The 26,183-nt window shown below is 62.4% G+C and carries 22 protein-coding genes; 12 read left to right on the top strand and 10 right to left on the bottom strand.

Annotated features, from left to right (window positions below):
- Nucleotides 1-52 precede the first annotated feature (52 nt).
- Genes AC07T0_RS17360 through AC07T0_RS17335 form a run of 6 tightly spaced genes read left to right on the top strand, consistent with a single transcriptional unit; the run spans nucleotide 53 to nucleotide 5,213 of the window.
- On the top strand, nucleotides 53-841 hold the full coding sequence (locus tag AC07T0_RS17360; protein ID WP_495002361.1) for an amino acid ABC transporter ATP-binding protein: 789 nt from the start codon (nucleotides 53-55) through the stop codon (nucleotides 839-841).
- Complete coding sequence (locus AC07T0_RS17355) at nucleotides 842-1,498, top strand: amino acid ABC transporter permease (protein ID WP_495002360.1); 657 nt, start codon at nucleotides 842-844, stop codon at nucleotides 1,496-1,498. It abuts the gene before it with no gap.
- Nucleotides 1,495-2,178 carry an amino acid ABC transporter permease gene (locus AC07T0_RS17350; RefSeq protein ID WP_495002359.1) on the top strand — a complete coding sequence of 228 codons (684 nt, stop codon included), beginning with the start codon at nucleotides 1,495-1,497 and terminating at the stop codon, nucleotides 2,176-2,178. Before AC07T0_RS17355 ends, AC07T0_RS17350 begins: the two co-directional genes overlap by 4 nt.
- Before the next feature lie 4 nt (nucleotides 2,179-2,182).
- Complete coding sequence (locus AC07T0_RS17345; protein WP_495002358.1) at nucleotides 2,183-3,607, top strand: amidase; 1,425 nt, start codon at nucleotides 2,183-2,185, stop codon at nucleotides 3,605-3,607.
- The gene (locus AC07T0_RS17340) at nucleotides 3,607-4,836 is read left to right on the top strand and encodes a D-amino acid dehydrogenase (protein WP_495002357.1); all 1,230 of its coding nucleotides are present in this window, start codon (nucleotides 3,607-3,609) and stop codon (nucleotides 4,834-4,836) included. Before AC07T0_RS17345 ends, AC07T0_RS17340 begins: the two co-directional genes overlap by 1 nt.
- A gap of 23 nt (nucleotides 4,837-4,859) precedes the next feature.
- Nucleotides 4,860-5,213: a RidA family protein gene (locus AC07T0_RS17335; RefSeq protein WP_495002356.1), complete on the top strand. Its 354-nt coding sequence runs from the start codon at nucleotides 4,860-4,862 to the stop codon at nucleotides 5,211-5,213.
- A gap of 164 nt (nucleotides 5,214-5,377) precedes the next feature.
- On the opposite strand, the gene AC07T0_RS17330 is transcribed toward AC07T0_RS17335, so the two are convergent.
- The 3 genes from AC07T0_RS17330 to AC07T0_RS17320 are packed head-to-tail and all read right to left on the bottom strand — an operon-like array spanning nucleotide 5,378 to nucleotide 9,169.
- Entirely contained in the window at nucleotides 5,378-6,679 is a 1,302-nt protein-coding gene (locus AC07T0_RS17330; RefSeq protein WP_495002355.1) for an NAD(P)/FAD-dependent oxidoreductase, read from the bottom strand.
- On the bottom strand, nucleotides 6,676-7,764 hold the full coding sequence (locus AC07T0_RS17325; protein WP_495002354.1) for a polyamine ABC transporter substrate-binding protein: 1,089 nt from the start codon (nucleotides 7,762-7,764) through the stop codon (nucleotides 6,676-6,678). The genes AC07T0_RS17330 and AC07T0_RS17325 overlap by 4 nt, the downstream gene beginning before the upstream one ends.
- A 46-nt stretch (nucleotides 7,765-7,810) precedes the next feature.
- Complete coding sequence (locus tag AC07T0_RS17320) at nucleotides 7,811-9,169, bottom strand: glutamine synthetase family protein (RefSeq protein ID WP_495002353.1); 1,359 nt, start codon at nucleotides 9,167-9,169, stop codon at nucleotides 7,811-7,813.
- Nucleotides 9,170-9,343: 174 nt separating this feature from the next.
- Here AC07T0_RS17320 and AC07T0_RS17315 point away from each other — a divergent pair, with 174 nt between their 5' ends.
- The gene (locus AC07T0_RS17315) at nucleotides 9,344-10,255 is read left to right on the top strand and encodes a helix-turn-helix domain-containing protein (protein WP_495002352.1); all 912 of its coding nucleotides are present in this window, start codon (nucleotides 9,344-9,346) and stop codon (nucleotides 10,253-10,255) included.
- A 9-nt stretch (nucleotides 10,256-10,264) separates the two neighbouring features.
- Here AC07T0_RS17315 and AC07T0_RS17310 read toward each other — a convergent pair whose 3' ends face one another.
- Both AC07T0_RS17310 and ampC read right to left on the bottom strand, forming a co-directional pair.
- On the bottom strand, nucleotides 10,265-10,663 hold the full coding sequence (locus AC07T0_RS17310; RefSeq protein ID WP_495002351.1) for a hypothetical protein: 399 nt from the start codon (nucleotides 10,661-10,663) through the stop codon (nucleotides 10,265-10,267).
- A 43-nt stretch (nucleotides 10,664-10,706) separates the two neighbouring features.
- Nucleotides 10,707-11,882 carry a class C beta-lactamase gene (gene ampC / locus AC07T0_RS17305; RefSeq protein WP_495002350.1) on the bottom strand — a complete coding sequence of 392 codons (1,176 nt, stop codon included), beginning with the start codon at nucleotides 11,880-11,882 and terminating at the stop codon, nucleotides 10,707-10,709.
- A 247-nt stretch (nucleotides 11,883-12,129) separates the two neighbouring features.
- Here ampC and AC07T0_RS17300 point away from each other — a divergent pair, with 247 nt between their 5' ends.
- Nucleotides 12,130-13,008 carry a LysR family transcriptional regulator gene (locus tag AC07T0_RS17300; protein ID WP_495002349.1) on the top strand — a complete coding sequence of 293 codons (879 nt, stop codon included), beginning with the start codon at nucleotides 12,130-12,132 and terminating at the stop codon, nucleotides 13,006-13,008.
- A gap of 188 nt (nucleotides 13,009-13,196) precedes the next feature.
- Here AC07T0_RS17300 and AC07T0_RS17295 read toward each other — a convergent pair whose 3' ends face one another.
- Nucleotides 13,197-14,009 (bottom strand): glycosyltransferase family 2 protein, encoded by an 813-nt coding sequence (locus AC07T0_RS17295; protein ID WP_495002348.1) that lies wholly within the window; start codon nucleotides 14,007-14,009, stop codon nucleotides 13,197-13,199.
- Nucleotides 14,010-14,228: 219 nt separating this feature from the next.
- Here AC07T0_RS17295 and AC07T0_RS17290 point away from each other — a divergent pair, with 219 nt between their 5' ends.
- Nucleotides 14,229-15,263, top strand: a complete 1,035-nt coding sequence (locus AC07T0_RS17290) for a hypothetical protein (protein ID WP_495002347.1) — start codon at nucleotides 14,229-14,231, stop codon at nucleotides 15,261-15,263.
- 87 nt (nucleotides 15,264-15,350) lie between these two features.
- Entirely contained in the window at nucleotides 15,351-16,706 is a 1,356-nt protein-coding gene (locus AC07T0_RS17285) for an MATE family efflux transporter (protein WP_495002346.1), read from the top strand.
- Between the two features lie 70 nt (nucleotides 16,707-16,776).
- Here the strand turns inward: AC07T0_RS17285 and AC07T0_RS17280 are convergent, their stop codons facing one another.
- Together AC07T0_RS17280 and AC07T0_RS17275 are read right to left on the bottom strand one after the other, a co-directional pair.
- Nucleotides 16,777-18,285 carry an amino acid permease gene (locus tag AC07T0_RS17280; RefSeq protein WP_495002345.1) on the bottom strand — a complete coding sequence of 503 codons (1,509 nt, stop codon included), beginning with the start codon at nucleotides 18,283-18,285 and terminating at the stop codon, nucleotides 16,777-16,779.
- Nucleotides 18,282-19,577 (bottom strand): class-III pyridoxal-phosphate-dependent aminotransferase, encoded by a 1,296-nt coding sequence (locus tag AC07T0_RS17275; RefSeq protein ID WP_495002344.1) that lies wholly within the window; start codon nucleotides 19,575-19,577, stop codon nucleotides 18,282-18,284. Before AC07T0_RS17275 ends, AC07T0_RS17280 begins: the two co-directional genes overlap by 4 nt.
- 198 nt (nucleotides 19,578-19,775) lie before the next feature.
- Between AC07T0_RS17275 and AC07T0_RS17270 the strand changes: the two genes are divergently transcribed.
- Both AC07T0_RS17270 and ggt read left to right on the top strand, forming a co-directional pair.
- Nucleotides 19,776-20,669: a LysR family transcriptional regulator gene (locus AC07T0_RS17270; protein WP_495002343.1), complete on the top strand. Its 894-nt coding sequence runs from the start codon at nucleotides 19,776-19,778 to the stop codon at nucleotides 20,667-20,669.
- 231 nt (nucleotides 20,670-20,900) lie between these two features.
- Complete coding sequence (gene ggt / locus AC07T0_RS17265) at nucleotides 20,901-22,628, top strand: gamma-glutamyltransferase (protein WP_495002342.1); 1,728 nt, start codon at nucleotides 20,901-20,903, stop codon at nucleotides 22,626-22,628.
- A gap of 238 nt (nucleotides 22,629-22,866) precedes the next feature.
- Here ggt and AC07T0_RS17260 read toward each other — a convergent pair whose 3' ends face one another.
- Complete coding sequence (locus tag AC07T0_RS17260) at nucleotides 22,867-24,408, bottom strand: ArnT family glycosyltransferase (RefSeq protein ID WP_495002341.1); 1,542 nt, start codon at nucleotides 24,406-24,408, stop codon at nucleotides 22,867-22,869.
- Complete coding sequence (arnT, locus tag AC07T0_RS17255; RefSeq protein WP_495002340.1) at nucleotides 24,405-26,096, bottom strand: lipid IV(A) 4-amino-4-deoxy-L-arabinosyltransferase; 1,692 nt, start codon at nucleotides 26,094-26,096, stop codon at nucleotides 24,405-24,407. The genes AC07T0_RS17260 and arnT overlap by 4 nt, the downstream gene beginning before the upstream one ends.
- Nucleotides 26,097-26,183: the final 87 nt, after the last annotated feature.

Here is a 26,183-nt window from a genome sequence, read left to right as displayed (position 1 = left end):
CAGGGTCAGGTTGCCGACCCTGCGCCAGACCGAGAAAAAGCGGGTGAGCAAGATGTCCAACCTGGTAGAACCTGCGCTGTTGCGCGTGTGTGATCTGTACAAGAGTTATGGCGACCTGGAGGTGCTCAAGGGCATCAGCCTGGAGCTCAAGGCCGGGGAAACCCTGTCGCTGATCGGCCCCAGCGGCTCCGGCAAGTCGACCTGCCTGCGCTGTATCAATTATCTGGAGAAACCCAGCCGGGGTGAAATCTGGCTCGGCGATGAACTGATCGGGCAAGCTCGGGACGGCGCGCGCCTGCGTTTGCTCAGCGATCGGGAAATGGCCCCGCAACGCCTGGAAATCGCCATGGTCTTCCAACTGTTCTACCTGTGGCCGCACTTGAACGTACGCGACAATGTCGCGCTGGGTTCGATCAAGGCCCGTGGCATGCCGCGCAAGCAGGCTTACGAACTGGCCGAGGCCATGTTGGAGAAGGTCCATCTGCGGCACAAGGCCGATGCCTATCCCGAGCAGTTGTCCGGCGGCCAGCAGCAGCGGGTCGCCATTGCCCGGGCCCTGGCGCAGCAACCCAAGGTGATCCTGTTCGATGAGCCAACCTCGGCCCTTGACCCCGAACTGGTGGGTGAAGTCCTGGCGGTGATTCGTGAGCTGGCCGAAGAGGGCCGGACCATGATCATGGTCACCCACGAAGTCCGCTTTGCTCGCGACGTGGCCGACCGGGTGATCTTCATGGACGGCGGCCATATCATCGAGCAGGGGCCTTCGGCGCAGGTGATCGACACGCCCAGCCACGAGCGCACCCGCAGCTTCCTCGGGCGCATGGCCATGGAGCAGGCTTGAATGAGCAGCCTCCAGACCTTTTTCGGCTTGTTGCCCCTGCTGTTGAGCGGTGCCCTGACGGCGCTGGAAATCGCCCTCTGCACCCTGGTCCTGGCCAGTATCGGCGGCTTGGCGCTGGCGGTGTGGCTGACCTTCAGCCGTTCGCGACTGGTGCAGGCGGGCATTGCCTGTTTTATCGAATGGATGCGCAACGTACCGGCCCTGGCGCATTTGTTCCTGATCTACTTCGGCCTGTCGTACCTGGGCATCAATCTGCCCGCGTGGCTGGCGGCCATCGTCGGCTTGAGCCTGGTGGGCAGCGCCGTGCTCTGCGACATTTTTCGCGCCGGCCTGCAGTCGCTGCATGTCGGGCAATACGAGGCCGGCCTGGCGGTCGGGCTGACCCGTGTGCAGATATTGGCCAACATTCTCTTGCCCCAGTCGCTGCGCCGTTCGTTGCCGGCCTTCGCCAACTACGTCACGCAGTTGATCAAGGACACCTCCATCGCTTCGGCCATCGCCGTGCCGGAAATCATGTTCCTGGCGCGCAATCTGGTGACCTCGACCTTCCAGACCTCGCTGATCTACTTCGCGGTGATGTGTATCTACGCGGCCATGATCCTGCCCATCGGCCTGGGTTTTATTCGTCTTGAACGGCATTGGGGGAGCGCACGATGATCAGCTTCTTTGCGCAATACCCCGAGTACTGGAGCGACTGGACCGCGCGCCTGCTGCAAGGTGGTGTGGTCACCGAGAAGTTGTCGTTGGGCGGTTTTGCCCTGGCGGCGCTGCTCGGCAGCTTGTTGACCTGGGCCTTGCGCAGCCCCTTTGCCTGGCTGCGGCGCTCGGCGCAGTATTTCATCCAGGGCATGCGCGCGCTGCCTTTGTTGGCTTTGTTGCTGGCGCTGTATTTCTCCCTGCCGAGCCTGGGTTTGACCTTGTCCGGCTTCGCGGCCGGCATCCTCGGGCTGGGCTTGCAGGGCAGTGCCTATATCGCCGAGATCCTGCGCGGCGGCCTGGATGCCTTGCACCGTGGGCAGCGCGAGTCGGCGATTGCCGTCGGCCTGACACCGTTCCAGGCGTTCACCGCGGTGATCCTGCCCCAGGCGATTCGCGGGATGTTGCCACCGCTGCTCAATGCCTATGTGTCGATCCTCAAGGACAGCTCGCTGTGCGCCCTGATCGCCACCGATGAGTTGATGTTGGCTGCCCGGGCCATCGCCTCGGAGAGCTTTCTGCCGATGCACATCTTCCTGTTGGTCGGCCTGTTCTATTTCGTGATCGCGTTCCCGCTTTCCCTACTGTCGCGGGTGCTTGAGAGGCGCTTTTCCCGTGGCCGCAAAAGCCTGAGAGGTTGACTGGATGAATTCCCTGGACCACAGCACTTTCCACAGTATCGGCCAGTTGCAGCAGGCGCTGCGCAGTGGCCGCCTGACCAGCGAGGCCCTGGTGCGCGGCCAACTGGCCCGTATCGAACGCTTCAACGGCCAGCTCAATGCCTATGTCGAGGCGTACACCCAACGTGCGCTGGGGGCGGCCATCGCGGCCGACCAGCAGCGTGCCGCCGGGGTCGACCTCGGGCCGTTGCATGGTATTCCGGTGGCCATCAAGGATCTGTTTGAAATCGCCGGGCAGGCCATCACCGGTGGCTCGCTGGCGCAGCGTCCGCGGATCTCCCGGCTCACGGCGACCGCCGTGCAGCGCCTCGAACGGGCCGGGGCGATCATCCTCGGCAAAACCCATACGGTGGAGTTCGCCTTCGGCGGTTGGGGCACCAATGCGGTGATGGGCACGCCCTGGAATCCCTGGGATCGCGAGGTCCATCGGGCGCCGGGCGGTTCCAGCAGCGGTTCGGCGGTGGCGGTGGCCAGCGGCCTGGCCAGTGCGGCCCTGGGCACCGATACCGGCGGCTCGGTGCGGATTCCCGCCGGCATGTGCGGCCTGGTGGGTTTGAAGACCACCCGTGGGTTGATCAGCCGTCATGGCTTGATCGAACTCTGCCCGTCGCTGGATTCCGTGGGACCGATCACCCATACGGTCGAGGATGCGGCCTGGATGCTCGATGCCTTGCTCGGCCCCGATCCGCTGGATCCGGTCTCGGCACAGGCGCCGGTGTTCAGCGCCGCGGCGGGACTCAATCAAGCGGTGGCCGGGCTGAGAGTCTGGGTGTTGCCGCAGGCCGAACGCAGCGCCATTGCCCCCGATATCCTGGCGGCCTACGATCGTGGACTGGAGCAACTGGCCGCGTTGGGCATGCATCTGCTGGAGCAGCCACTGCCGCGCTCGCTGGAACTGTGCATGCGGGTGGCCGGCGGACTGATGAGTGCCGAAGGGTATGCCAGTCTCGGTGCGCTGTTCGAACAGAGCGATCTGCGTTTCGACCCCCATGTCCAGCGCCGGGTGTTGAGCGGCAAGACTATCGATTCGGCGGCTTATATCGATCTGCACAACCAGCGCCGCGCCGCGCGCAAGGCCATGCAGGAGGCGATGCTGAATGTCGATGCCTGTGTGTTCCCGACCAATGCCGTGGGCAGTGTGCCGCTGGATCAGGTCGATGAATATGGCACGCCACTGGCCCTGTTGGGGCGTTTCGCCAACCTGCTCAACTTGTGCTCGGTGGCGCTGCCGGTGGGCTTTGACGGTCAAGGTATGCCGGTGTCGATGCAGATTGTCGGCAAGGCGTTCGCCGAGCCGCTGATCCTGCGCATTGGCCATGCCTATCAGCAGCAGACCGATTGGCACCGGCTGAGCCCGAGTGGTTGGGTGCTGGACAAGGAGGCGGTGTAATGGAGATTTGCGTGGTGGGCGCGGGCATCGTCGGCCTGAGCAGTGCCTGGTTCCTGCACCGGGCCGGGCATCGGGTCACGGTCATCGACCAGGCGTCCGGCCCCGGCATGGGGGCCGTCGGCGGCAACGGCGCGCAGTTGAGCTACAGCTATGTGCAGCCGCTGGCCGATCCGTCGCTGTTGCCGGGCATCCCGAAGTTGTTGCTCGACCGCAGCGGGCCTTTGCGCTTCACCCCGCAATGGAGCCCGGAACAATGGCGCTGGTGCATGGAGTTTCTCGCCGCTTGCCGGACCTCGGTATCACGCCAGACCACGGTGGAGTTGCTGACGCTGGCAACCGAGAGCCGCCAGGCCCTGGACGAGTTCATGCAGGAGCAGCGTCTGGACTGTGACTTCACCCGCACCGGCAAGCTGGTGCTGTACCCGGATGCCGAAGGACTGGACAAGGCGCAGCGCCAGGTACGTTTCCAGGCAGGCCTGGGCTCGCGGCAGCAGGTGCTCAGCGCGCGCGAGGCGGTGGCGATAGAGCCGGCGCTGGCCGGTTACCAGTCGGCATTTCACGGCGCGATTCATACCGACAGCGAATGCGCGGTGGACGGTCTCAAGCTGTGTCGTGAAATAGCCCGGTTACTGGCCAGCGAGGGTGTGCCGTTGTTATTCGACCGCAAGGTCGAAGGCTTCCAGCGGCGTGGCGAGCGGATCACTGCCCTGAACCTGAAGCATGCCCACTCCGGGGCCGAAGTGCTGCATTGCGAGGCGCTGGTGCTGGCGGCAGGCGCCTACAGCACCGGCTTGCTGGCGCAATTGGGTAGCCGTTTGCCGGTCTATCCGCTCAAGGGCTACAGCATTACCTTGCCGATTACCGAGCACACCCGGGCGCCGATGGTGAGCATCACCGATATGCGCCGCAAGACCGTGTTCGCCCGCATCGGCGACCGCCTGCGGGTGGCAGGGATGGTGGAGTTGTGCGGAATGGATGCGTCGATTCCGGCGGCGCGGATCGAGCAGCTGCAAGCCTCGACCGAGGCGCTGTTCGGCGGCGGTTGGAACACCGGGGATTGTCAGCCCTGGAGCGGTTGGCGGCCGGCGACGCCCACCGGCAGGCCTGTGCTTGAACGCCTCGCAGGCAGTAACCTGTACCTCAACACCGGGCATGGCGCGCTGGGCATGACCCTGGCCTTTGGCAGTGCGCGGCGCCTGGTGCGGCTGGTCGAACAAGCCGCCGGCTGATATTTGTCCAAGGAGAAAGACCGATGACGATTCAACGATTCCAGAGCAATGCGCGGATGTCCGGGGTGGTCAGTCATGCTGATGTGCTGTACCTCGCCGGCCAGGTGCCGGGCGATCTGCAAGGCGATATCGAGTCCCAGACCCGTCAGGTGCTGGAGAAGATCGACGGGCTACTGGCCCTGGCCGGCAGCGACAAGACCCGCTTGCTCAGCGCGCAAATCTGGCTCAAGCATATCGACCGCGACTTTGCTGCGATGAACGCGGTCTGGGATGCGTGGTTGCCAGAGGGCGGCGCCCCGGCCCGGGCCACGGTCGAAGCCAACCTGGCGCGGCCCGAGGTGTTGGTGGAAATCATGGTGATTGCGGCCAAGGCCTGAGCCTTCAGGCACAACGCGCAACCCCTTGTAGGAGCCAGCTTGCTGGCGATGGCGGCCGAATAGTCGATGCAGGACTGACTGGCCTCATCGCCAGCAAGCTGGCTCCTACAGGGGATAGATGTTCCAGCACAAGACTGTCGTCGTGCCCAAAACTCGGCATCGGCTTAGCCCAGCACCTCACGCAACCGATGCCACAGCATTCCCAGCGCCAGCAGGGGAGAGCGCAAGGCCTTGCCCCCGGGGAAGGTCATGTGCGGCACCGCGCTGAAGATATCCATGCCCTGGCTCTGTCCGGCATGGATCGCCTCGGCCAACAACCGCGCGGTCCAGTGGGTCACGTTGACGCCATGCCCCGAATAGCCCTGGGCATAGAACACATTCGGATGCTGCTGCAGGCGCCCGACCTGAGGGAAACGATTGGCGGTAATGCCGATCATGCCGCCCCATTGATAGTCGATACGCGCCTGCGCCAGTTGCGGGAACACCTTGAGCATCTTCGGCCGCATATAGGCACCGATATCCGCCGGGTCGCGTCCGGAGTAATGGCAGGCACCGCCGAACAACAGGCGCTTGTCGGCAGAAAGCCGGTAGTAATCCAGCCCGACTTTCTGGTCGCACAGCGAGCGGTTCTGCGGAATCAACTCGGCCGCCACCTCGGCCGCCAGCGGCTCGGTGGCGATGATGTAGCTGCCGGCCGGCAGCACCTTGCCGCTCAGGCGCGGTTCCAGATCGTCCAGGTGCGCGTTGCAGGCCAGCACCAGGCTGTTGGCGCGTACCGAACCGCTGGCGCAGCGTACCTCCACGGTACTGCCATGGATCAACGCCAGCACCGGGCTGTGTTCGAAGATCCGTACCCCCAGCGCCTGCGCCAGCCGTGCTTCGCCGAGCACCAGGTTGAGCGGGTGCAAATGTCCCGAGCCGTTGTCGATCAGGCCGCCGGCATACACCGTGCTGGCAACCACCTGGGCCATGTCCTGAGGCGCGACAATCCGGGTTTCATGGGCATAGCCCAATTCCGCCAGATGCTCCTGCTCGGCGCGGAATGCCGCGAACTGGGCCGGGGTATTGGCCAGTTCGCAGAAGCCCCAGCGCAGATCGCAATCGATGGCGTGCTCGCGGATGCGATTGCCCACCACCTCGACCGACTCGATACCGGCCCGCTCCAGGTAACGCACACCTTCTTCGCCGACATACTTGGCAAAACCGCTGACATCATGGCCGATGCCCCGAATCAGTTGCCCGCCATTGCGCCCGCTGGCGCCCCAGCCGATCCGCCGGCCTTCGAGCAGCACCACCGACAGCCCGCGCTGCGCCAGTTCGATGGCAGTGTTGACGCCGGTAAAACCGCCACCGATCACACACACATCGGCACTCACCCGGGATTCGAGCCGGGGATGATCCGGCAGCGAACCGGCAGTCGCCGCATAGTAGGAACGGGTATGTTCCATTGGGCTGGCTTGACTCATTTATTGGACTTCACTTTGCTCCAGGAGCGGGTCATCAGGCGCATGATCTCAGGTGTCGGTGTGGTGGAAATGTAGAGCTTATCGAGGACTTCCTGGGACGGATAGACCTCGGGGTTGTTCACCAGCGCCTCGTCCATGTACTGCTTGGCCGCCGGGTTGGGGTTGGCGTAGCCGACGGTGGCGCTGACCTTGGCAATCACTGGCGGGTCCAGCAGGTCGTTGATGAAGGCGTGGGCTTCTTTCACATTGGCCGCATCGGCGGGAATCGCCAGCAGGTCGAACCACAGGTTGCCGCCTTCCTTGGGAATCGAGTAGGCGATGTTCACCCCGTTCTTCGCTTCCTTGGCCCGGTTGGCCGCTTGGAACACATCACCCGAGTAACCAAAGGCCACGCAGATGTCGCCGTTGGCCAGGTCCGAGATGTACTTGGAAGAGTGGAAGTAGGTGATATAGGGGCGCAGGGTCAGCAGCTTGGCTTCAGCCTTCTTGTAGTCGTCGGGTTTCGAACTGCGGGGGTCCATGCCCATATAGTTGAGGATCGCCGGGAACACTTCGTCGGCCGAGTCCATGAACGACACACCGCACTGGGTGAGCTTCTTCAGGTTCTCCGGTTCGAACAGCACTGCCCAGGAGTCGATATGGTCGATGCCCAGCACCTGCTTGACCTTGTCGACGTTGTAGCCGATGCCGTTGGTGCCCCACAGGTACGGCACCGAGTGCTCATTGCCCGGGTCGTTTTTCTCCAGCAGCTTGAGCAGCTTGGGATCGAGGTTCTTCCAGTTCGGCAGTTGCGAACGATCCAGTTTCAGAAAGGCCCCGGCTTTGACCTGGCGGCCGAGAAAATGGTTGGAAGGCACCACCACGTCGTAGCCGGTGCGTCCGGCCAGCAACTTGCCTTCCAGGGTTTCGTTGGAGTCGAAGACGTCGTAGATCACCTTGATACCGGTCTTGCCCTGGAAGTCGGCGAGGGTGGTGTCACCGATATAGTCGGTCCAGTTGTAGACGCTGACGGTCGGCTCGGCTTGTGCGGTGGCGCTGAACAGCAAGGCCAGTGCTAGCGGAACGGCGGATTTCAATAGACGCATTCGACACCTCTTGGGGTTGTTTTTCGGTCTGGGTAAAGGTTCTGAATCAGACGCTCAGCAGCAGGAACTCGCGTTCCCAGGAGCTGATCACGCGCTTGAAGTTTTCGTGTTCGGCGCGCTTCACCGCCACGTAGCCACGGACGAACTGGGTGCCCAGGTAGCGTTCGATGGTCGGGCATTCCTCCATGTGCGCCAGCGCGTCCTCAATGGTGATCGGCAGGCGCAGGTTGCGGCGCTCATAGGCGCGGCCCTCGACCTTGGCGCTCGGCTCGGTCTGCTCGACCATGCCCAGGTAGCCGCACAACAGGCTCGCGGCAATCGCCAGGTAAGGGTTGGCATCGGCGCCCGGCAGACGGTTTTCCACGCGCATGGCCTCGGGGCTGGAGGTCGGCACCCGCAGGCCCACGGTGCGGTTTTCCTCGCCCCACTCGACATTGACCGGCGCCGAGGTGTCCGGCAGGAAGCGGCGGAACGAGTTGACGTTGGGCGCGAACATCGGCAGCACCTTGGGGATGTACTTCTGCAAACCGCCGATATGGTGCAGGAACAGTTGGCTCATCTGCCCATCCGCATCGACGAAGATCGGCTTGCCAGTGGTGCTGTCGACCACGCTCTGGTGCAGGTGCATGGCGCTGCCGGGCTCGTCGGCGATGGGCTTGGCCATGAAGGTTGCGGTGACGTTGTGCTTGAGCGCGGCTTCGCGCAGGGTGCGCTTGAACACGGTGATCTGGTCGGCCAGGTCGAGGGCATCGCCGTGGCGGAAGTTGATTTCCATCTGCGCCGGGCCGTCTTCGTGAATCAGCGTATCGAGGTCCAGGCCCTGGGCTTCGCACCAGTCGTAGACGTCTTCGAACAGCGGATCGAATTCGTTGGCGGCATCGATGGAGAACGACTGCCGACCGCTTTCCGCTCGGCCCGAACGACCCAGCGGGGCCTTGAGTGGCAGGTCCGGGTCTTCGCAGCGCTGGGTCAGGTAGAACTCCATTTCCGGCGCGACGATGGGCTGCCAGCCTTTGTCGGCGTAGAGCTTGAGGACTTTTTTCAGGACATTGCGCGGCGACAGCTCGATGGGGTTGCCCTGCTTGTCGAAGGTGTCGTGGATGACGATGGCGGTCGGCTCGATGGCCCACGGCACCACATACATGGCCGACGAATCTGGCCGGCAGATCATGTCGATGTCGGCGGGGTCGAGCAGGTCGTAATAGACATCGTCGTCGACGAAGTCCCCTGTTACCGTTTGCAAAAGCACACTTTCCGGCAGGCGCATGCCTCGCTCATGGAGGAACTTGTTGGTGGGTGCGATCTTGCCGCGGGCGATACCGGTCAGGTCACTGACCACGCACTCTACTTCGGTAATCTTGTGTTCTTTCAGCCACGAAGACAGCTGATCGAAAGGGGCATTCATAAAGACCTCGTTATTGGTTTTTTTCGGCGCCGGGTGCTGTGTCCGCCTCCCGGTCGAGCGGCGAGAGACTTCCCCTGCGGCGCATTGGCGACTATCTTGGGCGAGCGATGGGGGTTCCATCTATCCACTTTATGACGCCTCAAGACGCACCAAATAAGTGCGAGCGGTCAGCCGATGACAGAGTCAAACGCCTTGCGGGTTCAAGCGTTCAACACCGCCGATGTGGCCGAGCAGGTACGGGCCACACCGGGTTGGGTGCAGCATTACCAGCAGATGTCGCCGGGGCATTTCGCCGGCCAGATTCGTTACCTGGACCTGCAAGGGGTGCAGATCTACGAGGAGTGCATGAACACCCGGGTCGAACAGAACTTCAGTGCGCCGTCGGGGGCGCTGGCCTTCTGTTTCGATCGCAGTGACAACGCCTTGTATGTACTCAACGGCGAGAGTCGCAATATCTGGATCACCCCCGAGAACTACCAGGAAGTGGCGGTGGTGTTCGGTCCGGAGTTCGTTCAGCAGCATGGCCTGGATGTGGCGCGGCTGGAGGGGCTGTTCATGGCGCCGCTCAACTCGCAACAGAACGGCTTGTTCAGCCGCTGGCTGAGTGGGACCTTGACCCGCCTGGCGCAGACCTTCGATCCGCCGAGCCGGGAAAACCTCACTCAGCAACTGTTGGACGACTGCCTCTACATTCTCGACAACGCCTGTGTCTGCCTGGATCGAGGCTCTCTGCAGCGCCGTGCCGAAGAGCGTTCGATCATGAAACGCATCGGCGAGTGGGCGGCTGACTCGCCTGAACAGACCGTCAATCTGTTGGAGCTTTCGCAGTTCGCCGGGGTTTCATTGCGCCAGTTGCAGCACACTTTCAAGGCCTACACCGGGATGACCCCGAGCCATTGGCTGCGCTTGCGCCGGCTCAACAGCGCCCGCCATGAGCTGCTCGGGCGCAATGCCCTGGACAAGACGGTGGCCGAGGTGGCGATGAATTGGTCGTTCTGGCACCTGGGGCGTTTCTCGAACAGCTATCGGGCGCTGTTCGGCGAACTGCCCAGCGAGACGCTCAAGCGCGGCCAGCGGCTTCGCTGAGCGCGCGTCTCAGGCATCGCGCAACAGGTCGTTGGCATTGAGCAGGGCGTAGGCGATCTGCGGGTTTTTCTCCAGGCCACGGCGGATCGCCGCTGGAATCGACTGACGGGTCTTGCGGCACAGGCCGGGGTGTTCGGCGATCTGGATATCGATGCCGCGCATGGTGCGCACTTCATTGAAGCCTGGGGCGACGGACACACGCAGGCCCAATTGTTCGTATATCCGCAGTTGCAGGCGCTCGAGGTCGGCCAGGCTTTTGAGGTTTTCCAGGCGCTCGAGCAGAATCTTTTCCTGCTGCCGGGTCAGGCTCAGGATGCGCAGGTCGGCGCCCGGTATTTGCAGCAGTTGTTCCCGCTCGCAAATGCAGGCGCCGGGTGGGCAGGGCTGACGGATCGGTAGGGCTGTCATGGACTCCGATCATAGCCAACCCGGCCGGCCTTTGCCTATCTGCTTACTCAACGGCCTCCAGCGCGTTCAGGATCTGATAGGCGGCTTTTACCCTGACCGGGTTGGGATAGTTTTTGTTGGCCAGCATCACGATGCCGATGTGCTTCGCCGGCACGTAGACGACGTAAGCGCCGAAGCCACGGGTCGCGCCGGTCTTGTTGAACAGCGCAGCCTTTTGCGGTGGCTGCGCGGGGTTGAATGGCGTCGTGATCTTGTGGGCCTCGTAGGCCATTTCCGAGGAGTTGCCCGTCAGCAATTGCTCAAGTTTGACCGGGTGAGGGTAGAACTCCCATCCCAGCCCCTGGATGGTCCCATCGACCTGGTAGTAACCGCTCTGCGTCAGGTCGACGGCTTTGTGCAGCGTCGCTTCGAGGGTTTCCGGCTGGAGGTTGGCCTCGACAAAACGCAGCAGGTCGGTCGAGGTGGTCTTGATGCCGTAGGCTTCGGCATCCAGTGCCCCCGGGCCGACCCTGACGGATTTATCATCCTGGGTGTAACCCTCGGCGTAATGGTCCATCTGTACCGGCGGCACGTGGATATAGGTGTGCTTGAGGCCCAGGGCCGGCAACAGGGTTTTCTCCATCAGCACGTCAAAGGGCGCCCCCAGGGTTTTCGCCGCCACATAACCGAAGAGTCCCAGGCTCGGGTTCGAATACTGCCGATAGCTACCCGCCGGATAAGTCGGTTTCCATTGTTTGAAGTAGTCGAGCATTTTGTCCTGGGCGTCGAACGCGTCCGGGAACTGCAACGGCAGGCCACCCGCCGAGTAGGTGCCGAGCTGCAGCACCGTGATGTTGTCGAAGGCGCTGCCTTTCAGTTCCGGCAGGTAGTGGCTGACGCGCTCCGACGGGACGAGTTTGCCTTGGGCCTGGGCATAGCCGGCGAGGGTGGTGGCGAAGGTTTTGCTGATCGAGCCGATCTCGAACAGGGTGTCATCGGTCACCGCTTGCCGGCTGCTCTTCGAGGCCAGTCCGTAGTTGAAGTGATACGGCCTCCCGTTCACCAGGACGGCCACCGCCATGCCGGGAATATCCTGCTCTTGCATGATCGGGTCGATGGCGGCGTCGACGATGGACTTGATGTTGTCCTGGGTGTTATCCGCCGCGAAGCTGTTGCTTGCGCCGATCAGCAAGAGGGAGGTCACCAGGACTTCCAGTTTGGCAAGGTTCTTCTTGAACATGGTTCAAAGGCTCCCATTATGTTTCATTATGTTAACCGCTCGCCCTGGAGCGGTTCTTTGTGTCGAAAATACGCTGCTTCGATCTCCCTGCTGTGCTAGCGGAGGAGGGGTTGCCCCCTGTTTACGCGGCTTTTCGTGGGTTTCAGCTGGCCATGCAAGCGCCTGGACGCCGAATGTAGTCAGCGCGGGGGAAATCGACAAACAATCAAATTTCGGATTAGCTATTAGAAAAAATAGGGGCTTGATCATGGTTCGACCGCACTTGCCGCTGAATGCGCTACGCGCTTTCGAGGCGTCCGCGCGACACCTGAGTTTCACCCGGGCGGCGATCGAGTTGTGCGTGACCCAGGCGGCGGTGAGCCATCAGGTCAAGGGGCTTGAACGTCAGTTGAAGGTGACGCTGTTCAAGCGCATTGCCCGCGGGCTGATGCTGACGGCCGAAGGCGAAAGCCTGTTGCCGGTGCTGAACGAATCTTTCGACCGGATTGCCCAGACCTTGGGGCGGTTCGAGGGCGGGCATTATCGGGAGGTGCTCACGGTGGGCGCCGTGGGGACTTTTGCGCTGGGCTGGTTGTTGCCGCGCCTGGCTGATTTCCGTGCCCAGCAGCCATTTATCGACTTGCGGCTGTCGACCCACAACAACCGTGTCGACGTGGCGGCCGAAGGCCTTGATTTCGCTATCCGTTTTGGCGCCGGCGCCTGGCATGGCGTGGAGGCTATGCATCTGCTGGAAACGCCGCTGTCAGTGTTGTGCACTCCACAGATTGCCCGGCAGTTGAAATGCCCGGCCGAGGTGCTGAAGCAGACGCTGCTGCGCTCCTATCGAATGGACGAATGGCCGCGATGGTTTCACGCGGCAGGCTTGTCGGTCGAGGGGCGAGTCCCGGCGAGCATCGTCTTCGATTCCTCGTTGGCGATGATGGAGGCGGCGCTTCAGGGGGCTGGAGTGGCGTTGGTACCGGTGCTGATGTTCTCCCGGCAATTGGAGGCGGAGCTTGTTCTACAACCTTTCGATATCGCGATTGCCACGGGCAGCTATTGGCTGACGCGTTTGCAGTCGCGTCCTGAAACCTCGGCGATGGCGGCGTTCAGGCGTTGGTTGGTCGAGGCCGTGGCCAGGACTTGAGCGCGCTCAGGTGTGCAGCAAGGCAATGGCGAAGGACACGACAACGGCGCAGGCAATGGCAAAGTTGAGATTCATGGGAGTGCGTCCGGGACAGTAAGGGCGGGCCTATGGTGGACGGATCGCGGGGAAATAAAAAATTCTGTTTTACGATTTGAATGATCAATCGAAATGATGATTCAAACGTCGGGTTATAGGTACGGCGCAGCGGGCATGGCCGCAACGGGCTTCCGGCTCAGTTGGTGGTACATTTTGAGCCGCCGGTGGTTCTTGGCAAAGCCGCCGGTGGCCGCCACCGTCCCGCTTTGGATATGGTCCAGATAACGAAACAACTGACGCGGCGCAATACACTCGACCCGGTAGCCCAGTTCGGTCATCCGGTCTTGCAACTCGTAGCCGGGGTTGCCGCCGTTCATGTGAAAGTGCAGCCCGTGGTGCTTGATCAGGCGTGCATTCCACAGCGTGCAGAAGCTCTTCAGGTGCTTTTCCCGGAACGGCCTCGGCGCCCTGGCTTCCATACCCAGGGCGCGCAGGCCGCGTCGGGTGTAATGCTTGGCAAAGCGTGAGGTCAGGCGCCAGACCGAGCGGACTAAGCCCCGGTGCAACTGTTCCAGGCAGCCGACGGCGACGATGCCCTCCGGGGTCGAGCACTGTCGGATCATCAGGCTGAACACTTCCGGGTCATGGATAAAGGTATCGGTGTGCAGCAGAAACAGGTATTCGGTTTCGACTTCTGCCAGTGCCAGGTCCAGGGCCCGGCCATGCGCCGCGCTGCCAACTTCAGGTGCGACGCTTTGGCGTTCGATCAGCTTGATCCAGTCCAGGCTGCGCAAGTAGTCGAGGCTCGCGTCGTGCGAATCGTTATCCACCACGAACACCGGGGCATCGGTTCCGCGCAAGGCGGTTTGCAGCAATTCCAGGCAGGTCCGGGTCAGTTCATGGGTCTTATAGTTGACCAATACGATGCTGTAGTTCGCTTGCAGGGGAAGCGTGCGCGCCATCATGGAAAGCCTCGATCATGGGCTGATAGGAGTGCCTGGACGTTCAGGCGTGGGCGCATTCTGTAAGGGCTCAGGTTTCAGGCGTTTCTCCGTTGGGTAACTTTTTTGATACCGGGCGGTACTTGCGTGCCCGGTCAAGTCCGGTGGCGCGCAGGCCTATACTCAAAGCAGGTGATGCCGGCAGCACGCTCGTGCTGGAGCCGGTTTTAGGGAGTCGCGACCTTGAGCCTGCGTGTGCTGGTCCTTGCCTGGATGCTGCTGCTGGCCGGATGTGCCGGCTATGAGCGTGCCCACGAGGCCGCGGCAGCGACCGTGGTTTCGCCACAGGTTTGGCAGCAAGTCGATGTCGATCTCCTCCAGGCTTCCGAGCAGGCCACGCTGCAAGCTGACGCCTGGGCGCGTAGCGCCATGGAGTATTGGCGCACGCGGATCTATCAGCAGACTGACGAAAAATTCATCCCCTGGTTCAACGATTACTGGACCCAGGAGTGGTTGTCGATCAAGGTCGGTTGGTATCGGCTCAATGACCAGGGCGAGCAGGACCCGTCGGCCAAGCGCCTGGCCAGCTACCTGCAAGAGCAATATCGCGCGCGGGTGCTGGCGCCGGTGGCTTTGGAGATCGATCCCGACTCGATCATGGACCAGGCGGCGCAGTTTTATCTGGAACAGATGGGCAAGCAGTTGGCAGTGATCGCCCAGCGTTATGGCATACCGGCGGACTCACTCGACCGGCACATCAATCAGATTCCGGCGATCTCGCTGGCCCCGCCCGCCAACCACAGCGTGTCGCTTTATCAAGCGCTGCATGCCGTGCCGTTGAGCCAGTTACCGGCTTATGTCGCCTTGAACGCGCGTATTCACCTGGCTGGAGGCGCGAACGACGGAACATCGAGCACGGGGATCAATTCGGTCGCGCGGCAGACCAGCGCGAAGCTTGAGTCCGAGTTCACCAGTCGTGGGGTGGCCGGCGCGGTCGCGACGGCGGTCGGGCGGGTCGCCGGGGCGATGATCTCCCTGGGCGTGGCGGGGGTTCGCGCGATCGTCCATGAGCATGAGCAACCGGATACCCGGGTGCGGGTTCGCAAGAGCCTGGGGGAGGCGTTCGACAAGGCCTGGCTGAAGATGGTGTCGGACCCGAACGCTGGGGTGATGGCCACGACTCATTACCTGTCGGCCCAGATCGAAGGGTACCTGGCGACAGCCGTGGAGCAACGGGTGCTGGTCGAGCCGCCGGGGAAAGTGACACCGCGTCCTTGATCAAGGTGATGAATGCTCAACACGGGGGTCTCTATAAGGTAGAGTCGGCCAGTTAGCAGAGGCCATCATTCGGAATCCGACCCCTTCATGCAAAAAAATGCTCAGCGCCCGCTTTGGCAGCTCTATCTGGTTTTTCTGGCACCCATGGTGCTTTCCAATTTCCTCCAGTCGCTCTCCGGCACCCTCAACAGCATTTATATCGGCCAGATGCTCGGTACTCAGGCGTTGGCCTCGGTGTCGGGGATGTTTCCGATCGTCTTCTTCTTTATCGCCCTGATCATCGGGCTGGGAGCGGGGGCCTCGGTGTTGATCGGGCAAGCCTGGGGCGCTCGCGAGCCGGACTTGGTCAAGGCGGTTGCTGGCACAACATTGGCCCTGGGCGTCTTGATCGGCCTGGTCGCGGCGGTGCTGGGCAGCGTGTTTGCGCGTCCGGCGCTGATCGGCCTGGGCACGCCCGCCGATGTGCTCGACGAAGCGGTCGGTTATGCCCAGGTGATGATGTTGATCATGCCGCTGTTGCTGGTTTTCGTGCTCTTCACCCAGTTGTTGCGCGGCATCAGCGATACGCTGTCGCCCCTGCTGGCCTTGGCGGTCTCCACCACTACCGGCTTGCTCCTGACCCCGGCGTTGATTCGTGGCTGGCTCGGCTTGCCGCAGATGGGTATCAAGAGCGCGGCCGTGGCGGGGCTGGTTGGCACGGCGTTGGCGATGCTGTTGCTGGCTTTGCGCCTGCGCCATAAGGCCAGTGTCATGGCCCCGGATCGGATGTTGCTGATGGCGATGCGCCTGGATTGGCACATCTTGAGCAAAGTCCTGAAAATTGGCCTGCCCACGGGCTTGCAGATGGTGGTGTTGTCGCTGTCCGAACTGGTGATCCTGTCTCTGGTCAACCATCACGGCTCCCAGGCGACAGCGGCGTATGGCGCGGTGACCCAGATCGTCAACTATGTGCAGTTCCCGGCGCTGTCGATTGCCATTGCCGCCTCGATTCTCGGTGCCCAGGCTATTGGCGCCGGGCGTCTGGAGCGCATGGGGCCGATTCTGCGCACGGGCCTGATGATCAACGTCTGCCTGACCGGTGCCCTGATTGTCCTGGGGTATGGCTTGTCCCACTGGTTGCTGGGTCTGTTCATCACCGACCCGGTTACCCGCGCCCAGGCCGAGCGTCTGTTGCATATCATGCTCTGGAGTATCCTGGTGTTCGGTTTCCAGGCGGTAATTGGCGGCATCATGCGCGCCAGCGGCACGGTACTGGCCCCTGTGTTCATCTCGATCTTCTGCATCGTCGGTGTGGAGTTGTCGGTGGCTTACCTGCTCGATGCGCGTTTCGGGTTGGAAGGGGTGTGGATGGCCTTTCCGGTGGCCTACCTGTGCATGCTGCTGTTGCAGACCGCGTATTACCGGTTGGTGTGGCGACACAAGCGGATCGAGCGGTTGATCTGATAGCGCCGCCGAGCGTGTTCAACCCATGAAAAAGGCCCCTCGCGGGGCCTTCTCACGCATCGATCCGAGACTACTTGTCCAACCGCCTGGTACTCGGTCCGGCTGTTCCCGCATTCAATTTCCGGCGTAATGAAACCAACCACCACAGTGCGCCCACTCCCAGGGTAATCCCGGTGGTGATCGCCCCGGTATGGCTTTCCTCCGGCACGCTCAGGGTCAGGATCACCACCAGCGCCCACAATCCGCCCAGCACGATCATCGGCAGCAACCAGCGTCCGAGGCTGAACACCCCCAGCGGTGCAACCGGCATCCGGCCGTTCCGGTACGCCAGGTAGGCGGCGATCAAGGTCAGCAGGTAGGTGCAGTAGTAGGTCAGTCCGACCATCGAGTAGATCGCCGTGACAAACCCACCGCTGGCCAGGTTCAACAGCACGGCAATGGCGGTGATCAGCACGATGGACGCCACCGGGGTGCCGAAGTGCGGGTTGATCCGCGCCAACACCGTGGAACCCGGCAACATATTGTCTCGCGACAGGGCGAAGGTCATGCGCGTGGCCACCGCCATATTGGCAATCAGGCAGGCCAGGATCGAGGCGAAGGCAATCACGATCATCACGGTGCCGGCGGCGTTGCCCAGTTGCAGGCGCACGATGTTGATCACCGGGTTTTCCGACTGCTTGAGCAGGTCGCCCACCGAGCCGGGTATCGCGATGCTCAGCAGCGCAAAGACCGCGAAGCCCAGTACGCTGGACACCAGCACCGCGCGGATCATCGCCCGTGGCGCGGCCCGACGCGGGTCCTTGGTTTCTTCCGAGAGGTCCGCCGCGCCTTCCCAGCCCAGCAGCACCGAGACCGGCAACAAGGTGGCCAGAGCCAGGGTGGTAAAGCTGACCTCGCCACCGCTGACCGGCGCCGCCGACGTCAGGATCGCCACGCCCTGGGTGTGTTCGAAGAAGAAAAACACCCCGAGGAACAAGGCCACCGCCAGCAGCACCGTGCCGACAATCTCGATCATCGCGCCGATATCGTTGATCCGCGTTGCCAGGCGGATACCGCAGATATTCAGCAAACCCACCACCAGCGTTGCCCCGATGCTCAGGCCCTGGATCTGCCCTTGCGTTGGGTTGGCCCAGATCTCCGGCGCGAACACCGTACCGATGGCCGCCGCAGTGGCCGCCGTACCCGCGACAAAGGAGATGAACGCCACCCAGCCGGTAAACCAGCCGAAGTGATTGCCGGCCAGGCGGCTGGACCACTGGTACGCATAGCCGGTCAGCGGAATGCGCCCGGCCAGATGGCAGTAGACCATGACGATGCAGCACACCAGCGGAATCACCAGCAACCAGAGCAGGATGCCGATGCCGCCGACCCGGTTGAAGGGATCGGCGAACAACGTGACCACGCCGGTGTTGATCGAAACCATGGAAAAGGCCAGGGCAAAGGAGGTAAACGCACTCATGGTGCGGTGCATCTTCTGCTCGTAGCCGAGGTTGGCGAGGTCGGCGTCGTCGCTGGATAGCCCGCTCCCGGCGGGTTCGGCGCCGGCCAACGGACGCTTGCTTTCAAGGACTGTGCTCATGCCCGTTGCTCCTCAATGATGCCCAGGACTTCGTCCAGTACGTCGAGGGCTTTGGCCAGCAACGGGCGCTCGATGTCCAGCGGCGGCTTGACCTTGATCAGGTTGCCGAGCCCGGCGTAACGACTTTCCCCGAACAATACGCCACGCTCCACGCCCAGGCGATAGACCTCATGGGATTCGCGGCAGGCCGGCTCCTTGGTGGCGCGGTCCTTGACCAATTCGATCGAGGCCATCAGCCCCGGGCAACGGACGTCACCGATTAACGGGTGGCGCTGTTGCATCTCCAGCAAGCGAGCAGTGGTGTATTCACCGGCCAGTCGGGCCTTCTCGCACAGGCCGTCGGCGACAATCGCTTCCACCGCCGCGTAACCGGCGGCCAGCGATACCGGGAAGTGGCCGAAGGTCAGGGCTTCCTCGCCTTCGTCGAACCACTGCAACTGGTCGTTGGCCAGGATCCCCGCCAACGGGAAACCACCGCCCACGCCTTTGCCGAAGACGATGATGTCCGGCACCACATCGTAGTAATCCGCCGCCCACATAGTGCCCATGCGGCCGAAACCGGTCTGAACTTCATCGAAGATCAGCAGCACCCCCAGGCGGTCGCAGAGCTCACGCACGCCCTGGTAGTAGGACCGCGGGAATTCGATATGCCCGCCGTTGCCCTGGATCGGCTCCATCATCACCGCCGCCACGCCGCCGTCGACGCCCTTGAGGATCGTTTCTTCCAACAGCCCGAGGCACAGTTGCGACTCCATTTCCGGGTCCATGCCCAGGCGCGTGCGATAGGGGTTGGGATGCGGCACGCGGGTAAAGCGCGGCTGGATCGGCAGGAACGGGTTATTCGGGTGCGGCCAGCTGGCGCCGAGGGTGGCCAGGGAGCGGCCATGGTAGCCGTCCTGCAGGACGATCAGGTTCTGCGCGCCGGGACGGTTCTTGAACGCCAGTTTCATCGCCATCTCGCCGGCTAGGCTGCCATGCAGGGCAAAGCCCATCTGGTTCAGTTGGGCGGGGGAGACTTCGCGCAGCTTGGACACCAGCCGGGTATGGGCCAGCGAGCCGAAGTTGGGGCGGATATGGGTCATGTCGCGCAGTTGCGCAATCGCCGCTTCCACCACCCGCGGGTCATTGGCGCCCAGGTTGTTGGACCAGGCCTGGGCGGTGCAGTCGATGTATTCCCGGCCCTGGTCGTCCCATACCAGGGAGCCGCGCGCCTTGACCAGGTTGATCTTGTCGGCGGGATGCGCCGCGGCGGTCGGGGAAAGGTTTTCGGGGGATTTCATCACGTCATTCATCTGCTTATCTCTTTTGTTCGGGGCAGTGTTCGTGGTTTTGCAGTGACTGGTTTTGTGGCTCGCCTGCATCGAGCTGGATCGATACTAGCGCCGGGGCCGTGGGCTTTAGAAAGACCGATGGACCGTTGATTATTTGGCCTGGCTTATAAGTCGTGGCATGATCGACGCAGATTTCGTCGAAGAACGGGAGGGCGGCAGATGCTGATCAACGGGGTGGATATCCGCCAGTTACGGGCTTTTGTGATGGTCGGCGAGGAGCTGAGTTTTGTCCGCGCGGCGACCCGACTGCATGTGTCCCAGCCGGCGTTGTCGCAGACGATTCGGCAGTTCGAGGCCCTGCTGGATGTGCCGCTGTTCGAGCGCAACACCCGCAAGGTCGCCCTGACCGACGCCGGGTTGGCGCTGTTGCCGCAGGCGCTGGAGATTCTCGCGAAACTGGCGCAGCTGGCCCAGACGGCCAGCGATCATGCGGTGGGGCTGCGCGGCTCGCTCAAGGTCGGCTTCCTGATTGGTGCCGGGGTCGACCTGATGCCGCGCATTCTCAGCTCGTTCGCCAAGCGCTTTCCCCAGGTCAAGGTGCTGGTCAAGGAGTTCGATTTTTCCGAGCCCCATGCCGGCATTGCCGAGGGGATGGACGTGTCCATCCTGCGTCCGCCCCTGGGCTTGCCGGGTGTCGAGCTGATCACCCTGGTGGAAGAGGATTGCGTCGCCTGCCTGCCCAGCACCCATCGTTTGGCCGAACAGGCGACGGTCAGTATCTACGACATTCTCGATGATCCGATCGTGGCCGCGCCGGGCAGCAATGTCTGGCGCAGTTACTGGACCGCGGATGCGTATCGCGATGGCCGCAGCGCGCCGGTCATACATGAAGCTTCCACGGTGGAGAGCGAGTTGCAGGCGGTGGCTTCGGAGCGCGGGATCAGCATCACCGCCTCTTCGACGGCGCGGTTTTATGCGCGTCCCGGGTTATCGTTCCCGGTTATCCGCGATATGCCGCCGTGCACGGTGTGCGTGGCACTGCCGGCCCAGGCCAGTGTGGCGGCGCGCAATTTTGCCGAATTGGCGCTGGAGGTTGCCGGGCGATCGGGGTGAGTCCTGCGCCCCAAGCTGGAAGCATTCGTTGGTTTCGTCGCCCGATGGGGCCGTCAGGGCTGACGGTTCCCGGTTACATCAAGTGTTTGCCCTGTCCCCCTGGCTGAACGTGGCACCCATAAAAAGTTGCGCATTGGTACTAGGTAAATACCGCGGGAGCGCCTACCTTGGTAAAGGCCTGCGCAGGCAGGAGCCTGCGTTCCCAGCAAATAAAAACAAGAGAATCGGCTTATGAAGTTTGAACCCCTTGCGCGTTCGCTCCTGGCGACAGCGCTGATTCTGGCTATTTCCCCTGTTCATGCGGCTTCCCAGGCCCCGGTCGCGGGTGAGAATGGCATGGTGGTCACAGCGCAGCACCTGGCCACCCATGTCGGTGTCGATGTGCTCAAGTCCGGCGGCAACGCGGTGGATGCGGCGGTTGCTGTCGGATATGCGTTGGCGGTGGTTTATCCGGCCGCCGGCAATCTCGGTGGTGGCGGTTTCATGACCGTGCAGTTGGCCGACGGTCGCAAGACCTTCCTCGATTTCCGCGAAAAGGCCCCTATGGCCGCCACGGCCAACATGTACCTGGACAAGGACGGCAATGTCGTCCCCAACCTGAGTTCGAAAGGCCATCTGGCGGTCGGCGTACCGGGCACCGTCTCGGGCATGGAACTGGCGCTGGAAAAGTACGGCACGAAAAAACGCGCGCAGATCATGGCTCCGGCCATCAAGCTGGCTGACGAAGGCTTTGTGCTGGAGCAGGGCGATATCGACCTGTTGCACACCGCCACCGATGAGTTCAAGAAAGACCTTCACGACTCGGGCTCGATCTTCCTGAACAAGGGCGAGCCGATGCAGGTCGGCCAGAAGCTGGTCCAGAAAGACCTGGCCAAGACCCTCAAGGAAATCTCCGCCAAGGGCACCGACGGTTTCTACAAGGGCTGGGTCGGCAAGGCCATTGTCGATTCGAGCCAGGCCGGCAAGGGCATCATCACCCAGGCCGACCTCGACAAGTACAAGCCCCGCGAGCTGGCGCCTGTAGAGTGCGATTACCGTGGCTACCACGTCGTTTCGGCACCGCCGCCGAGCTCGGGTGGCGTGGTGATCTGCGAGATCATGAACATCCTCGAAGGTTATCCGATGGCGGACCTGGGCTATCACTCGGCCCAGGGACTGCACTATCAGATCGAAGCCATGCGCCACGCCTATGTCGATCGCAACAGCTACCTGGGTGACCCCGATTTCGTCAAGAACCCGGTGGCGCACCTGCTGGACAAGGGCTATGCCGAGAAACTGCGGGCAGCCATCGATCCGCAGAAAGCCGGGATCTCCCAGGACATCAAGCCCGGTGTAGCGCCCCATGAAGGCAACAACACCACCCATTACTCCATCGTCGACAAATGGGGCAACGCGGTATCGGTGACCTACACCCTCAACGACTGGTTCGGTGCCGGTGTCATGGCGAGCAAGACCGGGGTCATCCTCAATGACGAGATGGACGACTTCACCTCCAAGGTCGGCGTGCCGAACATGTACGGCTTGGTGCAGGGCGAAGCCAATGCCATCGCCCCGGGCAAGACGCCGCTGTCGTCGATGAGCCCGACCATCGTCACCAAGGATGGCAAGGCGGTCATGGTGGTGGGTACGCCCGGTGGCAGCCGGATTATCACCGCGACCTTGCTGACCATGCTCAACGTCATCGACTACGGGATGAACATCCAGGAAGCGGTGGACGCGCCACGTTTCCACCAGCAGTGGATGCCGGAGACCACTAACCTGGAGGATTTCGCGGTCAGTCCGGATACCCGCAAGATCCTCGAGGGCTGGGGCCACAAGTTTGCCGGTCCGCAGAGCGCCAACCACTTGGCGGCGATCCTGGTCGGTGCACCGTCCCTCGGTGGCAAGCCGGTAGGCAACAACCGCTTCTACGGTGCGAACGACCCGCGTCGTAATACCGGGTTGTCACTGGGATACTGAGGCTCACACGTAACTTGGTGGGCGCCGGCTTGCCGGCGATGGCGATGTCACATTCAGCGCCGCCATCGCTGGCAACTGGAGCCACCTGGCCACTCGTTCAGAGTCGGGAGATCGGCGTTGTTGCTGAGCGATTGAGCGTCAGGTAGACGTCCAGGTGCTTATCCTTGTCGGCGAGCACCACTTCATCGCCTCTCCTTGAAAGAAAAAAAGGGCACCTTGCGGTGCCCTTGTTCGTTGGCTAAAGCCCCTTGAGCTTGGGGATATAGGCCACGCTGCCACTTTCTTTCTTTTTGGCCAGCCGCGCACCGTTGGTGAGCTCGGTGGTGACCACCTCATGATCGGCCGACAGATAGCTCAACGGTACCTCGTCGTGCTTGCTGTAGCTGGTGACGATCAGGGTGCGTGACGGGTCCCAGTGCTGGCCACTGGTTTTCTCCAGCCAGGCCATGAACGCCGCGCTGTCGCCGCTGCGCGGGTAGTCCTGGGAGTCCTTGACGTAGTAGAACGGCGTGCCCTGGTTGTTCATGTACATCGGCAGTTTGTTGTCCACCTCGATCATGACCATTTTCCATTCGTCCCAAGGCATTTGCTGGCTGGCCTTGGCCCGTACGTCGTCGGCGAATTTGATCACGCCACCGCCGCTGTTGGTCCATGGGTAGAGCACGCCGATCACCAGCAGCAGAAGCAGCGCTGCCGCACCGAAGCCTTTCGACCAGCCCGGTCCCGCAACCTTGCCGGCCGCACGCTTCTCTTCAAGGCGCCGGGTCACCCACCAGGCCGCCAGCAACTGGGCGAACGGGACCAGAGGCAGTACGTAGTAGCTACGACGACTGCCGCTGAGGGTGAAGAACAGGAACAACAACCCCAGTCCCCAGACCAGCCAGCGGGTGTTGGGCTCGATCTTCTTCCATTGGCGCAAGGCGACCCACAGGCCGAGGATCCAGAACGGGGCCCAGGGCAGGGTGTAGGCCGGCAGGTAGATCAGATAGGTGTAGATCGGCCCCATGTGGTCGAAGGGGTTGAAGAAGCGGACCACGTTTTCCTTGAACACCAGCGCCAGGCCGCTTTCGCCATACGTCGGCGAGCCATAGAAATGCGACAGCACGAACGGAATGGAGTACAGCGCGCCGGCAATCACCAGGGCGACGAACAGACGTGGGTTGAGGTGCCGTTTCCAGCGCCCGTCAGCCAGCACGTGAGGCAGCAGGATCAGTCCCGGCAGGATGAAGCCGATCAACCCCTTGAGCAGCGACGTCAGCGCGAGGATCAGGAAAAACACTGTGTAGCGGCCCAGCCGGGTATCGTCCGGCCCGCGCCAGTACCACCAGATGGCCGCGACCACGCCAAACACCGTGAGGATGTCGGCGGTCGCCACCCGTGCCCAGAACACGAAATAGAAGGTGGTGGCCAGCATCCAGCCGGCGATCAGGCCGGTGCCCTTGCGCCACAGACGTTCGCCGATCAGGTAGACCAGCCAGACCGTCAACCAGGCGGCAATCACCGACGACAGGCGCAGCGACCAGTGGCCCAGGCCACCCATCAGACCGGCGCTGGCGGTGATCAGCCAGTAGGAGGGCAGTGGCTTGTCGTAATACGGCGAGCCCTTGAGGTAGGGGTCGAAGTAGTTGCCCGATTGCAGCATCTGCAGGGCGATGTTGGCCCAGCGCGTTTCCGCACCCCACAACTCCCGTTGGCCCAGGCCCACCAGTAGCAGGATGGCCGATACGATAAGCAGAAGCGTCAGGGCGCCTTTGTCTGTTTTCCAGAAACTCTGATTCATGGTTGGGTCTGCGGGAAGATCATGATGATGGTATTACCCTTTTGATAACGCTTGCCGTCCAGTGGAAGCTGCTCGACTTCGCGCATTTCGTCTACGCTTTTGACACGTAGCACTACACCGACCGAGCCCTGTTTACGGGCTTCAGTCATCCATTGTTCGACGTTGGCGGAGTTGACCTGCCGCTCGGCGGCATCAGGATAGTCGAGACCGTACTTCAATTCACCCGCTGTGTTGAACAAATCCACCCGCGGACGTTGCAGGCGCCAGGCCAGCGCGGACGCGGCGCCCAGTTCGTTGCTCAGCAGGCGGTTGGTCTGGCGCAATTCATTGACATGTTCTGCAATAAATTGGTCCGGCATCCGGTTGTCGACGATGCTGGCCGGCATGCCCGCCGGCAGCAGCGCCACCAGCAAGCCGATCCCCAGCGCGGGCATGGCCCAGAGGGTCAGTGGACGTAGTGCTTGCAGGGCGTTGGCGATGATCCAGCCCATCAGCATGATGAACACCAGCGAGAGATTGAAGACTTCCGCATGGCTGTTTTCGTAGATCGACCGGCTGGTTTGCAGGTAGATCAGGGCCACCATGGCCGCTACCCCAAGAACCAGGTTGAGCCAGCCATTGATCCGCAGCATCCGGCCTTCGGCGCGGGCCACCCGATCGATCAGCGCATTACCCATCATCAGCGCCAACGGCAACAGGCACGGCATGATGTAGGTCGGCAGCTTGCCGCGGCTCAGGCTGAAAAAGGCCAGGGGCAGCAAGAACCACAACCACAGGAAACCGCTGCCGGGCTGGCGCTTGTCCTGCCAGGCCTGCTTGAACGTCGGCAGCAGCAGTACCGACCACGGCAGGCAGGACACCACCAGCAGCGGCAGGTAGAACCACCAGGGCCGGGCGTGCTGGGCGTTGTCGCCGGCAAAGCGCTGGACATGTTCGTGCCAGAAGAAGAAATTCCAGTAGTCGGGCTCCTGGGCGTTGACCGCCAGCACCCAGGGCAGCGCGACGATCACCGCCACGACCACGGCCAGCGGGCCATAGCGCAACAGCTCACCGAGGCGGCGCTGCCAGATCATGTAGGGCAGGGCGATCAGTACCGGCAGCAGCAGGGCGAGGAAACCCTTGGTCAGGAAACCCATGCCGCAGGCCAGACCCAGGCCGGCCCAGGCATACAGGCGATGGCGTCGCGTGCTGCTGTCGACCGCGAACCAGAAGGCGAAGAGGCTCAGGTTCGACCACAGGGTGAATTGCGGATCGAGGTTGGCGTAGCCGGCTTGCCCGGCGATCAGGCCGAAACTCATGAACAGCAGGGCCGAGGCGAAGCTCTTGCGCGGGTCGTTCCACAAGCGCCGTGCGATCAGGTAGGTCAGCAGCACGCTGAGGCCGGTGGCCACGGCCGAAGCCACGCGCACCCCGAAAAGATTGTCACCAAATATTGCCTGACCGATGGCGATCATCCAGTAGCCGGCAATGGGCTTTTCGAAGTAGCGCAGGCCCATGAAGTGCGGGGCGGTCCAGTTGCCGGTCAACAGCATTTCCTGGCTGATCTGCGCGTAGCGCGGTTCGTCGGGAATCCACAGGCCGTGGCCCAGCATGGGCAGCAGGTAGAACACCACGAAGGCCAGGAGCAGTACCGGTACGGACCAGCGCCTGAGCGTCGCGGCGGAAAGTGGAAACACGTGAGGGTTCATGGGTCGACCTTAGCGGTAAGCGCCGCAGCTAGGGTTTGAGCGGGCCATGCACAATGCATGTACTTGATGGCCCGATCCAGAATTTCG

Source organism: Pseudomonas sp. GW821-FHT04D07, assembly GCF_059420225.1.
Note: the sequence above shows the minus strand (reverse complement) of the source record. Positions and strands in the feature narration are given on the sequence as shown.